We start from the raw sequence: 13,425 nt of genomic DNA on the forward strand, positions 1-13,425 counted from the left end.
GAATCTCTCCCAATAATCAGTAACTACTAACAACTAACGACTGCCCACTGCCCACTGCCCACTGACATCTTTCTATCTTAACCTTTCCAAAACCCCAGAATGTTGTAACTCATCCAAGTTAGCGCAGCCAGTACAGAACATCACGGTAGCGATTTCTGCAATTAAAACCTCAGCTAGCTGGGCTGCGGCTGATTCCGATTCCGCTGCGGCTTGCAGAAACGGCCGCGCCAGTCCCGCCACATCGGCGCCCAGGGCGATCGCTTTTGCTGCATCCAAGCCGTTTTGCAAGCCTCCAGAGGCAATCAGGGGAACATCCGGCGCTACGGCGCGGGTGCTGACAATGCACTCGGCTGTGGGTATTCCCCAGTCGGCAAAGGTTGCGCCCAACCTGCGCTGCTTGTCGTCGAGGGCTCGCTGTCCTTCTATTTTCGCCCAAGAAGTGCCTCCGGCTCCGGCAATGTCGATCGCGCTTACTCCAGCCGCGAGCAATTTCTGTGCCATTTTTCCAGAAATACCGTTACCGACTTCTTTCGCAATCACCGGTACTGGTAATTTAGCGCACAATTTGGCTATTTTATCTAGGAGTCCTTTAAAGTTAGTATCACCTTCAGTTTGAACGCACTCTTGCAGCGGATTTAAGTGTAAAATAAGGGCATCTGCTTCGAGAATATCAACGATTTTTTGGCATTCTTCCAAACCGTAATTATAGTTTAATTGAACCGCTCCGATATTAGCAAATAGCAGAATATCGGGAGCGCGGCGCCGCACGGCAAATGTAGGAGCTAGTTGAGGGTTTTCGACAGCGCATCGCTGGGAACCGACTCCCATTGCCAGTTTGTATGTTTGAGCGACATCGGCGAGGCGATAGTTGATTGTCTGGGCTAGTTCGGTGCCGCCTGTCATTGACGAAATTAGCAGGGGTACGGCTAGTTTTTTGCCGAGGAATGTGGAGGTTAAATCGATTTGGGTGCGATCGAGTTCTGGCAAACAACAGTGAGCAAAACGGTAGTTTTCTAGTCCGCTGGTAGTTTCGCGAAATTGTACATCTTCTTCGAGGCAGATCCTGAGGTGGTCTGCTTTGCGGGTTTCGGTTTGCGAGGGCGAGGTTAGCGGCAAGTTCACAGTGGTTATTTGGGGAGAAATTTCTGGCGTTGGATCTGACAGGAATCTTATTTTACTATTTTATGATCCTTCTTGCATGAGTTTTTAATTGATAGGTGAACCGCAAATGTCAAGCAGATTAACACGGATTAACACAGATAATTTTTAGATGATTTCGGCGTGAGTGTAAGCAGTCTATTATTATCCTGGAACTGTCATTGGCACGCCATTATCTGAAGGTTTCAATTTCAGCAAAAAAGGCACTGCTTTTTCCACCCACGCTTTGATTGGCGTGTAATTTGCTGCTTCTTCTCCGAAACAAATGTCCAGCATATCGGTGTGAATTATGCCGGGATTTAACGGAATTGCGGCCATCCCTCGCGGGAGTTCTTGGGCTAGCGATCGCGTCAGTCCTTCGATCGCCCATTTGGAAGCGCAATAGGGCGCGACTTCCGGCGAAGTTGACCTTCCCCAACCGGAACTAATGTTGACAATTATGCCACTTTTTCTCGCAATCATTGCCGGGACAAAGTGGCGAATCACATTAGCAGTACCTTTAATATTAACATCTATTAGCTGCGAAAATTCTTCGCTGCTGACTAACCAAAGCGGCGCGGGATTGTTGACTAAAGCTGCATTGTTAATCAGCAAGTCGGGAGTCTGTTTTTTGGCGATAATTTCTGTTGCCCAAGTTTTGACTTGCTCGTCGCTGGCGACATCCAAACAAGTAAAATGGTGGGGTGCACTATATTTTTGGTTGAGTTGTTCAACGGCTTCGGAAGAACGGGCGCATCCGAGAACTGTATGTCCCAATTCTATAAATTTTTCGGTCATGGCGAGACCTAGACCGCGACTGACTCCGGTAATTACAATTAATTTTGTCATAGAGTTGGTGCAATTTTGTGATTAAGTAATACAATACATATTGACTGGTCAGTTGACAAATCGATCGCACGGGGAAAAAGCATGAAAGTAAAAGCAGCAGTTGCTCGCAGTGCCGGCAAACCTTTGACTATTGAGACGGTTGATCTGGATGGGCCGCGGGCTGGTGAGGTGCTGGTGGAAATTAAAGCGACGGGTGTTTGTCACACCGATGCTTACACTCTTTCCGGCGCTGATCCCGAAGGTTTGTTTCCTGCTATCTTAGGCCACGAGGGAGCCGGGATTGTCGCAGATGTTGGAGCGGGAGTAACGAGTGTCAAAAAGGGCGATCGGGTAATTCCACTTTACACTCCCGAATGCCGCAACTGCGAATATTGTTTGAGCGGCAAAACGAATCTCTGTCAAGCAATTCGCCTCACTCAAGGACAAGGAGTGATGCCCGACGGCACGAGCAGGTTTTCAATTGACGGTGAAAAAATTTTCCATTACATGGGAACTTCTACCTTTGCCAATTATACAGTATTGCCAGAAATTGCCGTAGCAAAAATTCGCGATGATGCTCCTTTTGATAAAGTTTGTTTAATCGGCTGCGGCGTCACGACGGGAATCGGTGCTGTCATCAATACGGCGAAAGTTGAACCAGGTTCTAATGTCATAGTTTTCGGATTGGGCGGGATTGGTTTGAATGTAATTCAAGCGGCTCGCATGGTGGGAGCTAACATGATTATCGGCGTAGATTTGAATCCAGACAAGCGAAAAATGGCGGAAAAATTCGGCATGACTCACTTTGTCAATCCCCGCGAAGTCGAAGGCGATTTAGTGCCTTATTTGGTAGACTTAACCAAAGGCGGAGCTGATTACACTTTTGAATGTATCGGCAACATTAATGTGATGCGGCAAGCTTTGGAATGCTGTCACAAAGGTTGGGGAGTCGGGTGCATCTCACTTTGGCGAGTATGCCAAAAAAGGGTTAAAATCAAAAAGCTAGTAAAATTGCCAAATAAAAATGAGGTAAAGAAAATGACACCATCAGACCAAGAACAGCTAAAAGCCCACTTAAAAGCTGCCGCAGAAATTCTTTACAAAAATACAGATCCAACCGAGTTAAAAAGTTTTGACAGTATCGAAAAATCTCTCCGTCAAAAAATGTTAGAAGAAGTGGGTCCAGAACTAGGTAGCTTTTTTTTTCGGCAGCATCAGGAATTAAAACAGGAAAACCCCGGAAAATAAAATCAATAGTCGGTTCTCTCGACATTACAGATAATCAGGCGAAATATTTTGGATTGAAAGCTTATAGTCAATTCAGTCCACTGATGGAAAAATGCTGTCTTTTAATCAGTGCCAACGAATCTTATCAAATGGCAGAAAAAGATTTAGAGATTTTCACTGGTGTCAAAATCTCTCACAGTACATTACATAGATTAGTCAATCGACAAGAATTTGAATTACCTGCATCGAAACAAGGAGTCCAAGAAATTACATTAGATGGCGGAAAAGTCAGGCTACGCAACGAATCCAAAGGCGAAGCGTGTTGCTGGAAAGACTATAAAGCCGTTTGTTTCGATAACGTTTATTCGGGAGCATTTTTTCAAAATAATCAAGATTTAATTGATTGGACTAACAGCCAAAAATTGCTACATCCTATGTATTGTCTAGGAGATGGTCATGCCGGAATTTGGAAAATATTTAAAGAAATTGGAGACACCGAGCAAAGACAAGAAATCTTAGATTGGTATCATCTGAAAGAAAATCTTTACAAGGTAGGAGGTTCAATAAAACGTTTAAAACTAGCAGAAAATATGTTGTGGCAAGGCAAGATAGATGAAGTTATAAATCTATTTAAAGAAATGAAAGAAAAAGAATTTAAAACATTTTGTAACTATTTGGAGACCCATCGCTGCCGAATAGTCAACTACCAATACTATAAAGAAGAATCCATAAGTTCGATTGGTTCTGGAACAGTTGAATCAATTATTAAACGAATTGGATTCAGGGTGAAAATATCAGGAGCGCAATGGAATATTGAGAGCGTTCCCTCTATCCTTTCTCTTCGCTGTGCTTACCTCAACGGTCAACTTTCAATTTGATGTATTTGCCAAAGTGAGATGCACCCGGGGAGTCAGCGTGATTATTGGAGTAGCGGGAGCAGGTCAAGAAATTAGTACCCGCCCATTTCAGCTAGTAACTGGTAGGGTTTGGAAAGGCTCGGCTTTTGGCGGGGCGAAGGGCAGAACTGATGTTCCAAAAATTGTTGATTGGTACATGGATGGTAAAATTGATATTGATAGCTTGATAACTCAAGTAATGCCGATCGAGCAAATTAATCAAGCCTTTGATTTGATGCACCAAGGCAAGTCAATTCGCACAGTTTTGACATTTTGAACAAAAATCTTGCTCTCTTCTCTCTTCCTCTGCGCTCTCTGCGCTCTCTGCGGTAAAAAAAATCTAATTCAGAAATGAAAGAGAATTAATATGCTCTCTAAATCCCTCAAACTGGAAAAACAATATAAAAGTTTTGGCGGCAAACTAGGATTTTACAGCCATCAATCCTCAGCCTGCAACAGCGAGATGAAATTCACTGTTTATCAGCCGCCCCAAGCCCAAACTCAACCCGTACCAGTCCTGTATTTTCTATCAGGTTTAACCTGCACCGAAGAGAACTTTATGGCAAAAGCGGGGGCGCAACAATTTGCGGCAAAATACGGGTTAATGTTAGTTGCACCAGACACTAGCCCGCGCGATACTGGCATTCCTGGGGAAGCCGACAATTGGGATTTGGGAAGTGGCGCGGGTTTTTATGTGGATGCGACAGCCTCACCTTGGAATTCTCATTATCGAATGTACAGTTATGTGGTTGATGAATTGCCAAATTTAATCGCTGAAAATTTCCCAGCGATACCGGAAAAACAGGGAATTTTTGGTCATTCGATGGGCGGACACGGGGCTTTAATTTGCGCGTTAAAAAATGCCGATCGCTATCTTTCAGTTTCCGCGTTTGCGCCTATTTGCGCGCCAGTGCGCTGCCCTTGGGGACAAAAAATATTCGGACACTACCTTGGGGGCGATCGAGAGAGTTGGAGGGCTTGGGATGCGAGCGAATTAGTTCGGGAAAAGCAATACAACCGCCCGATTCTGATTGACTGTGGCACTGCTGATTCCTATCTTGCTGAGGGGCAATTGTTGCCGGATGTGTTCGCAGATGCTTGTGCAAAAGCGGGACAGCCGCTGACTTTAAGGATGCAGGAAGGTTACGATCATAGCTATTATTTTATAGCTAGTTTTATGGAGGATCATATTCGCCATCATGCGGCTGCTTTGTGTCAGTAAAACTTGTTTGTAGTTACAAATTAAGTTGTTGCGTATTGAAATTGCATATTCGGGGCAGCGTCGAAGCCCACCCCACAAGAGTTTGATTATTTCTTGATATACGATTTAAAGGCAGAACAGCTTAATTCAGATCGATCGCAAATACCCACTCTTTGTACTTACTATCGCGATTTTCCATAATCCCTGTGATTTTGTGCAAGAGTTTTTCGGTGATGGGTCGGTTTTTGGGCAGTTGATAGTTTTCTACTCGGTTAATTGGGGTGATTTTGGCGGCGGTTCCGCATAGGAAAATCTCGTCTGCAATCAATAGTTCTGATTTGTCAACTGGTCTTTCTATGACTTCAATTCCTAAGTCTTTGGCGATTGTCATCACGCTATCTCTGGTGATTCCTTCGAGAATATCTTGGTCGAAACCTGGAGTAATTAATTTACCGTTTCTGGCGACAAATATGTTCATTCCTGAAGCTTCGCTGACTTTTCCCTGGGTGTTCATCATAATCGCTTCGTCGAAGCCGGATTCTACTGCTTCTGTTTTGGCTAAAGCTGAGGTGATGTAAGCGCCACTAATTTTACCTCTTAAGGGCAAGCTGCGGTCTTCTTGGCGATACCAAGAGCTAATTCTACAGTTGACTCCTTCTTTTGGCAAATAGTCTGAGAGTTCTAATCCATAGACAAAAAAGTCTGTTTCTACGTTGTGCAGTCTGGGGGCTATTCCTAAACTTGATGTGTAGATGAAGGGGCGGATGTAAAATGATTTTTTGGGCTGATTTTTTTTAACAAAATCAGTGATTACTTGTTGGATTTTGTCGGCGGGGAGATCGCAGTGGAGGAAGCTGGCACTTTGACTTAATCTTTGACAGTGGCGGTCTAATCTAAATAGTAAGATGCGATCGGCATTTTCGGGGTCGGGAATTCCTCGCAACCCGCCTAAAACTCCGGTTCCGTAGTGCAGGGCGTGGGTGGCTATGGAAATGTTGGCGTCGGTAAATGGGAGAAATTGGTTTTGAAAGTAGGCAATTGGTAGAAAACTATCCATGATTTAAGCTGGAGATGAGTTTGGCTTTCCGCGAGGAGTCGTGAATTGAGTTATACTACCATAAGTTAGACGATTTTAGATTTTATATTTTAAATTAAGACTGATTGATGACTATCGGGCTTTGGCGCTTGCAGACAGTTGCATTATTTGTTTAAACTGGGATGATTGTTGTGTGGTTGTATCGATCGATAAAATAATATAAATAGCGGTCAGGTTGGGAGATAATTGGATTGTTTTGAGCAAGAGTGCGATCCTGTTTGGGGGCTTCGCTAACGACTGCAAGCAAATATCAACGAAGGGGTAACTGTGGCACATAAATGTTTCATCATTGAAATGGGGATGGGTATCGACCAGCACGGGCAGGAACCGACTGTAGCGGCGGCTAGGGCTGTACGGAATGCGATCGCCCATAATGCTCTCCTAGGTGTCTGGGAAGTGGCGGGTTTGACTGATCCGAATCAGATGATTGTTGAGGTAAAGGTGGCTGTTCCTTACCCGGAACAAGTGCGTCACGACGAAGTTTTGGCGGCGCTGCCTTTTGGTAGCAAAACTCTGATTGTGGAGCAGGGCGGGATGATTGTACCAGGAAGGGCGATCGCCTCTCTGAATGATAAAAATGATGAAATGTTAATCGCTGTGGCGGCTGTGACTGTTTTTGTGGACGCTGAGGACTAATTTTGTGTTGTTTGAATAAATCAGCCCTGAAGTGCGATCGCCCGTGAGAAAATTATGATTAATTTAGGGAAAGTGGTAGGGTGCGTCAGAGATTTTGCCTCACATAGGGGAGAAAAGGCGAGGTTCTGACGCACCCTACAAATTTAGTGGTAGTCCGATCGCACTTTCACGCGATCGGACGCTGCACGGTATTTCCGAAGCAAGTTGAGCAAACCCAACGCGCCCAAGGTGCCCAGCCAACCGAAGTTATTCGGGCGATCGGGCAAAACCTTGATATAGTAAAGCCAAAGGTATGCCAGAGAGCGGTTCTTCTCTCACAAATTTCCCCAGCGGACATCAACTATGCTGCATCGAATTCTTGCCAAAAGTCGGTATCTAATGATAATTGCTGTACTCGGTTCTTTTGTAGCCTCTGTGACGCTTTTGATCTACGGTGCCCTGGAAACGATCGCTACCATCGGCTACATTATCACTACAGGGCCGATTTCCAGCGAAAACTCTAAAACACTGATTCTGTCCTTTGTCGAAGTTGTAGATTTGTTTCTGCTAGCCACAGTATTTTATATTACGGCACTCGGACTTTACGAACTGTTTATTGACGAGCGCATCAAAGTACCAGACTGGCTAGAAATTCACACCATAGACGACCTCAAAAGCAAACTCACCAGCGTGATCGTCGTCGTATTGAGCGTATTATATCTCGGTCAGGTAGTTAAGTGGAACGGTGCGGATAACATCCTTCCCTTGGGAGCAAGTATCGCTTTAGTAATCGCTTCACTGACGTATTTTTTGAATTCGCAGGTGAAAAAGTCCAAGTCAGATTAAGGCCTGTTTGAGCAGGGAAATTACCCAAATTTTGCTGATAAAGCAAGAGCAAGAAAATGGGACTATCGGCTCACAATAAATTTTATCTAAAACCTGTTAATCACTATAGCAATCCTCGCAGGATTTGTAGGAATGCTCGTTACCAGTTCGAGGGAAAGCAGAACCCACAGGCGAGGAAGAGCGGATCTAGTCGTGTGCTGAGGCTCTTCCTCACTTGCATGGTTTCCTTTCGCTCGAACTGGGAACCACTTATTTAAATTTATGAACGGATTGCTAGAGAATTGCCATCTATCAATAGGATGAATATTATTAATTTTACGATCGCTCGAAAGTAATAATTTTACAATCGCACCAACTCAAACAGGAAGAGATTTTCCATTTTTCGATTTGAGATTGAAGAATTGAGGGATTGAGAACTCGATCGCTCAATACCTCATCTTTGGCTCGAACTGCTATAGATTTTTCATTTTTTGAGTAGAGATTTTAAATGGGAGAATCGAACGAAAGATGAGGGAGAGATATATTCCAATACGGTTCACTTAAGACAGATCCCCCCTAACCCCCCTTCCCAAGGTGGGGACAAGAATGCTCTCAAAGTCCCCCTTCTTAAGGGGGATGCGAGGGGGATCTCCGGGGCATAAATATGTTAAGTGAACCGTATTGAGATATATTTCTCATCTTTAGATAGAACTGCTATCAAAGTTGATTAAATAGCTCTTGCGACAGATGGCTGCACTATTGCTTCTTAGATATTTTTACAATAGTAAACCTTGTTACAGAATTTATGATCACTTCCTCAAATCCACTCAAACAGGTATTCCACTGCCCGGAAGAATCGAATTTTTACTCGCACTGCTTGGAAAGTTTAGTGTTAAATGCCAGCGACCAATTTAGACGTATCGTAGAGTTTGGTTCTGGTGAAGGAAGTCCAGTTATTAAGTCTTTGCTGAGAACAGATTTTAACGGGACAATACAAGGATTTGAGTTAAATAATGTAGCTTGGAAAATTGCTCAATCTAAAATTAAGCAATATCAAATCAGCGAAAAATATACGGTCAACAATTGCTCTTTTTTTGATTCGCTTTTATATCAGTCGGCAGATTGTGTTATCTCAAATCCGCCTTATTTGCCTGCGGTGGATGACAAGATTTATCAGCCGCTGTTGCACGGCGGGACTGATGGTTCGACAATTGCTAAGAAACTTTTATCTTTGGACTGCGATCGAGTTTTGCTGATGGTTTCTAGCTATTCTAATCCTGTGGGTTTGATAGATTATGCCTTGGATCTAGGCTACTCGGTGGCGAATTTTGAGATTGCACCTTTAAATTTTGGCTATTACAGTTCGGAGCCCAAGGTGAAAAGCGCGATCGCCAATCTCCGAAAACAGGGAATGGCTTTTTATTCGGAAAATATCTATCTGCTGGCTGGAGTTTTGTTTCAGAAGCAGCAAAAGTCGCAAAGAGATTTGTCGATCGAGCTAATTCAGTTATTGACTGCTTTTTAATATCTAGCCTGGGTGCGGGTGTGCCACAGACTGACGCACCCGCGCATAGCGGTTAATTTTGTTCTGCGGTTTGGATCGATCGCACTACAGCCAACCCAGCCCGATCGCCGATCGACTTCTCCTGATCGTACCCCAACACCAATTCCCACGCTTCCTGCGGGTATCTGTCAACCAGCGGTAGCGCCACCTCATCCAACATCCAGCGCCCGTGACGTTCATCTTCGCGGATGTGCAATTCCCAATAACCCATCGCGGCTTGCGAGAGGCCCAGACGCTGCGCCGCGGCTAGATAATTGCGGTAAGCGACAGGCCCCGCCACCTCAAAATAGGTGAGTCCGCCGTTGTAGCGCAGAAAATGGCGCTTGCGTTCGGTAAGCAAGAAGTTGTGGTTGATGCTGGCGAGCACTTGCCAAGGCACTAAATCGAAGTAGGCTTCCGGTTCCGTGCTCATCCCGAATTCTGCCAGCATTTGGGCAAAATAGGTCGAGTGTTTGCGGGCTAAGCGACCGCCGCCGTATTCTTCGATCAGCACCCGCGTCAGCGTTGACTGAATTTCGTTGCCAGCACCGCCGATGATCCGAGAAACGCGGCTGGCTTCCACTAAACCGTCGAAGGAGGCGATCGCCAGCAAGTGCTTGTATCCCTCTTCAGTCATCTGTTCCCGCAGGTAGCGATCGATCTCAGTGAGCTCTGGATCGACATCAGCGGCCGCGCGATCGCGCAGGGCTTGCTTGACATCCTCGATGTTTTGCAGCGCTGCAACGTCGATTTGGGCGCTTTCCCATTGCTGCCAGGGTGATTCGATGCGATCGCGCACTCCTCGCAAATAGTGCGATCGCTCGTTGTTGTAGCGGCGCAAATCGTCGTACCAAAACAAGTTGAGGCGGTTGATGCGGTAGAGCACGCGCTGCAAGAAACGGTGCGCGGCTTCGTCGCCCGGTTCCTGTTGGTAAGCTGCTTGAAGTGCATAGGCGATCGCGCTTTCAAAATCGCTGACGAGTAACGGTTTAGCCGCCACTGTCTTGTCTAAATCCTCTACCTCTAGCAAATTGACAAATTGGCGATCGGCTGCTTCATAATTTGGGAGTGCCTGCTGATTTTTGGGAAGACTCGGCGACTCAGAAGTAGAAAGTATCTCTAGGGTGTTTTGCATGGAATCAAATTATGCTAACTCAGATTATTGTGGAGCTTGCCAAAACAGCCAACCTTTGCAGATTGCTGAAGATTTTGGCTACTTGTTTTCAAGATAGCGAATCAGTCAGCCGGATACACCTTTCTATTGATAGATATTTTTGAGTTTCCCTTGTTCTCTGCTTTTCTTTTAACTAACTAATTACTTCTGACAGTCTCTTTTGGCGATCGAATAATTGGCGCTAATACTTCAGAGTCTTGTTTGGCAGGCACAGCTTCCCGCCACGCGGCGATTCCTCCCGATAGAAAAGCTAAATTAAAGCCTATTTTTTGCAATTTTTGGTAAGCTTTAACCGATCGCCCTCCCCGCGCGCAATAAAGTACAATAGTTGGCTGAGTTTGATTAGATTTGACGCTCGATCGAGCAATAGCTTGCACTTGCTTGACACCGAATCCAGCTTCAATGTCAATGAGGGGAACCAGCGGACTTTCACCGATGCGATCTTCTGCGTACTCTTCGGGCGATCGCACGTCAATCAAAATCACAGGTTTCAACTTACCCTGCTGCAATTCGGCAACAGTTATTTTTTGGGAATTCAAACTGGCAATAAAAGTAGGAATATCCATGTGATTAATTAAGGAAACTGCACTCAGAGAACTAACCGCAACTAATATCGCACCAAGCGTTACAGGCAAAGGGCGAAAATAGCGACTCATGCCTTGTTTTAATTGGTTATTTACCATTTTAATGTTTCCGAAAAACGGATAGAGTAATTGTCCGAGATAGCCAACAGGTATGCGATCGGAGACACCATATTTTCGGGGTCTTTTCCCTGCTGGCATATACAGAGTGCCAAATAGTAAATCTAAGAGTGGCAACTGAACCGCAAAGTTTTTGTTGTAAATCTCCGGAATTTTAGTGTGATGCCATTGATGAAATTGCGGGGTAGCCACAAACCATTTTAGCACTCCAAATTTGAGAGTAATATTAGCATGAATCAAAAAGGCGATCGCCGCCGAATAAAGAGCATAAACCACAAAAGTTTCTTTGCTAAATCCCAACCAGACAAGAGGCATAATTTTGCAAATCTGAGTAAAGAGTTGCTCGCAGGGATGCACCCGCACTGCTGCCAACCAGTCCATGTGTTCAATGCTGTGATGGACTGCATGAAATTGCCAAAGCCAGGGTACTTCATGGAGCAGACGGTGAGCGATATAATATGCCATATCTGAAACGATAACTGCTTCTGCAAACTGCAACCAAATAGGTTGAGAAGCTACTTTGCTTTGCAATTCTGAGTTGAGAAAATTCGTCATCAGTGACCAAGTTAGTGTCACAACAATGGCACCAAATCTGCCAATAAAGTGACCTGTAAAAAAATAGGTGACATCGGTTGCCCATCCGAGACGAAATATCTTTTGCTTGTGCAAGGAAAAGATTCTTTCTAGGGGAATGAAGATGCAGGCTAAGATGATGAAGCCTTTGACAATTTCTGGTAACATGAGCTTCTCGGTAATGTCGATATTTACTTAGTCACTTCACTACTACCAGCAGCGCAGACAGGAACATTATTCTGAAGGATAGGATTAGGCAGTTGGATCTTCCCAGGAGAATTTGCTTCACACAGAATGCCTACAGTAGTCTTGTCGTTGTTAGCTGGGGAAACAGGTAGTAAAAATACAGCCCCGACATAACTACGAATATTATTGCTACGGGATACCCCATAACTAAACGCAGCATTTTTGGTAGCTATGGCTGAATAGTTATAATTGGTTGTCTCAGTTTTAATGCCGATAGCCAAAGGATTAATGGAATTAGAAAATGCACCTTTTTCCCCAAAATAAGCTTGTTGGGCGCGGTTAATTGAGCTAACATATTGCTTAGCTTCTGACTGCATAGCTTTATACGGCCTACAACGGGCGAATTCAGGGAGGGCGATCGCAGAAAGGATTGTAATTATCATGAGTATAATAGTGAGTTCTACTAAAGTGAATCCCCCATCGTTTTTTTTGTTGCGAGTAATGTTTGTTTGTGAAAATTTTGCTTGTTTCTTGAGTTGATCGAGTCGAGGATTTATTTTAAGCAACATGATTGTTCTCCAAATGAGTTAGCAGAGTAGTTTCCAAGCAAGTCACAATTAGAGGAGATGCGCGAGCATATTTAGGTTTTAGGTAAATGCCTCATTTGAGTGCGGTGAGGTTTGTAAACCTCGCATATTGTGCTTTGCTTCTACTCTATCTCTATTAAATCACCAGGCTATTTGAGAACATGAGTGAGTTCTCATCGACTTCTCATCGACTTCTCATCGACTTTAGAAATTAGTGGTATTTAATGGTGCGACTGACTATAATTGAAGAAATGATTAGAGGAACGGTAAGTTATGGCTGTGCAGTTGCTCAAAAGACTTTTCACAGTAGAAGAATACCATCAAATGAGTAAAGCTGGGATTCTTTCGGAGGGCGATCGCGTAGAATTGATCGAAGGAGAATTTGTTGAAATGGCCGCTATTGGAACTCGTCATGCTTCCTCTGTGAGGCGCTTAGCCAGACTGTGCAGCCAAATTCCCGAAAATTTGGCTACTTTTGATGTGCAGAACCCCGTCCAGTTGAGCGATCGCACTGAACCGCAACCCGATCTAGTATTGTTACAACCTCGCGCCGATTACTATTCAACCGCCCATCCCCTACCATCGGAAGTTTTGCTGTTAATAGAAGTAGCTGACACTTCAATAGATTATGACAGAGATGTGAAACTTCCTATTTATGCCCGATCGCAAATTCAGGAAGTCTGGATCGTCAATTTACAGGAAAATTGCTTGGAAGTATACCGCCAGCCAACGGTTAACGGTTACAGTGTAATTCTCAGGTTTTGGCGGGGCGACGAAGTTTCGCCGCTGGCATTTCCAGAATTTGTAGTTAGTGTGGATTTGGCGATCGGCTAAAT

The 13,425-nt window shown here is 44.6% G+C and carries 12 protein-coding genes and 2 pseudogenes; 8 read left to right on the plus strand and 6 right to left on the minus strand.

The genetic code is table 11. From position 1 onward, the window contains the following. Positions 1-72 precede the first annotated feature (72 nt). Positions 73-1,122: a type 2 isopentenyl-diphosphate Delta-isomerase gene (gene fni / locus QUB66_RS14855; RefSeq protein ID WP_332967323.1), complete on the minus strand. Its 1,050-nt coding sequence runs from the start codon at positions 1,120-1,122 to the stop codon at positions 73-75. Between the two features lie 180 nt (positions 1,123-1,302). Continuing rightward, positions 1,303-1,986, minus strand: a complete 684-nt coding sequence (locus tag QUB66_RS14860) for an SDR family oxidoreductase (protein WP_265237180.1) — start codon at positions 1,984-1,986, stop codon at positions 1,303-1,305. Positions 1,987-2,067: 81 nt separating this feature from the next. Here QUB66_RS14860 and QUB66_RS14865 point away from each other — a divergent pair. From QUB66_RS14865 to fghA, 4 genes and pseudogenes are all read left to right on the plus strand, one after another. Then, positions 2,068-2,925: pseudogene (locus tag QUB66_RS14865) on the plus strand (alcohol dehydrogenase catalytic domain-containing protein); the annotation flags it as partial. Between the two features lie 78 nt (positions 2,926-3,003). Then, positions 3,004-4,070 (plus strand): ISKra4 family transposase gene (locus QUB66_RS14870; RefSeq protein WP_332967387.1). Its coding sequence is split into 2 segments (ribosomal slippage): positions 3,004-3,172 and positions 3,172-4,070, totalling 1,068 coding nucleotides; the frame shifts between segments, so codons are not numbered across the junction. A gap of 28 nt (positions 4,071-4,098) precedes the next feature. Beyond that, positions 4,099-4,365, plus strand: a pseudogene (locus QUB66_RS14875) (S-(hydroxymethyl)glutathione dehydrogenase); the annotation flags it as partial. A 90-nt stretch (positions 4,366-4,455) separates the two neighbouring features. Next, a complete protein-coding gene (fghA, locus tag QUB66_RS14880) occupies positions 4,456-5,310 on the plus strand; it encodes an S-formylglutathione hydrolase (RefSeq protein WP_332967325.1) in 855 nt (284 codons plus the stop codon). A gap of 121 nt (positions 5,311-5,431) precedes the next feature. Here the strand turns inward: fghA and QUB66_RS14885 are convergent, their stop codons facing one another. Further along, the gene (locus QUB66_RS14885; protein WP_332967327.1) at positions 5,432-6,346 is read right to left on the minus strand and encodes a branched-chain amino acid transaminase; all 915 of its coding nucleotides are present in this window, start codon (positions 6,344-6,346) and stop codon (positions 5,432-5,434) included. A gap of 306 nt (positions 6,347-6,652) precedes the next feature. Between QUB66_RS14885 and QUB66_RS14890 the strand changes: the two genes are divergently transcribed. The 3 genes from QUB66_RS14890 (at position 6,653) to QUB66_RS14900 (ending at position 9,350) form a co-directional block, all read left to right on the plus strand. Beyond that, the gene (locus QUB66_RS14890) at positions 6,653-7,021 is read left to right on the plus strand and encodes a Lin0512 family protein (protein WP_332967328.1); all 369 of its coding nucleotides are present in this window, start codon (positions 6,653-6,655) and stop codon (positions 7,019-7,021) included. A gap of 342 nt (positions 7,022-7,363) precedes the next feature. Next, complete coding sequence (locus QUB66_RS14895) at positions 7,364-7,846, plus strand: YqhA family protein (protein ID WP_265237171.1); 483 nt, start codon at positions 7,364-7,366, stop codon at positions 7,844-7,846. Positions 7,847-8,630: 784 nt separating this feature from the next. Next, positions 8,631-9,350 carry a methyltransferase gene (locus tag QUB66_RS14900; RefSeq protein WP_265237170.1) on the plus strand — a complete coding sequence of 240 codons (720 nt, stop codon included), beginning with the start codon at positions 8,631-8,633 and terminating at the stop codon, positions 9,348-9,350. 52 nt (positions 9,351-9,402) lie between these two features. Here QUB66_RS14900 and QUB66_RS14905 read toward each other — a convergent pair whose 3' ends face one another. The 3 genes from QUB66_RS14905 to QUB66_RS14915 form a co-directional block, all read right to left on the minus strand. Beyond that, the gene (locus QUB66_RS14905; protein WP_265237169.1) at positions 9,403-10,503 is read right to left on the minus strand and encodes an iron-containing redox enzyme family protein; all 1,101 of its coding nucleotides are present in this window, start codon (positions 10,501-10,503) and stop codon (positions 9,403-9,405) included. A 176-nt stretch (positions 10,504-10,679) separates the two neighbouring features. After that, a complete protein-coding gene (locus QUB66_RS14910) occupies positions 10,680-11,984 on the minus strand; it encodes a sterol desaturase family protein (protein WP_265237167.1) in 1,305 nt (434 codons plus the stop codon). A 23-nt stretch (positions 11,985-12,007) separates the two neighbouring features. Beyond that, positions 12,008-12,571, minus strand: a complete 564-nt coding sequence (locus tag QUB66_RS14915; RefSeq protein ID WP_265237165.1) for a type IV pilin-like G/H family protein — start codon at positions 12,569-12,571, stop codon at positions 12,008-12,010. A 291-nt stretch (positions 12,572-12,862) separates the two neighbouring features. Here QUB66_RS14915 and QUB66_RS14920 point away from each other — a divergent pair, with 291 nt between their 5' ends. Further along, positions 12,863-13,423 (plus strand): Uma2 family endonuclease, encoded by a 561-nt coding sequence (locus QUB66_RS14920; protein WP_265237163.1) that lies wholly within the window; start codon positions 12,863-12,865, stop codon positions 13,421-13,423. Positions 13,424-13,425: the final 2 nt, after the last annotated feature.

This window comes from Microcoleus sp. A2-C3 (assembly GCF_036706065.1).
In the GTDB taxonomy this organism is placed as follows: Bacteria; Cyanobacteriota; Cyanobacteriia; order Cyanobacteriales; family Microcoleaceae; genus Microcoleus.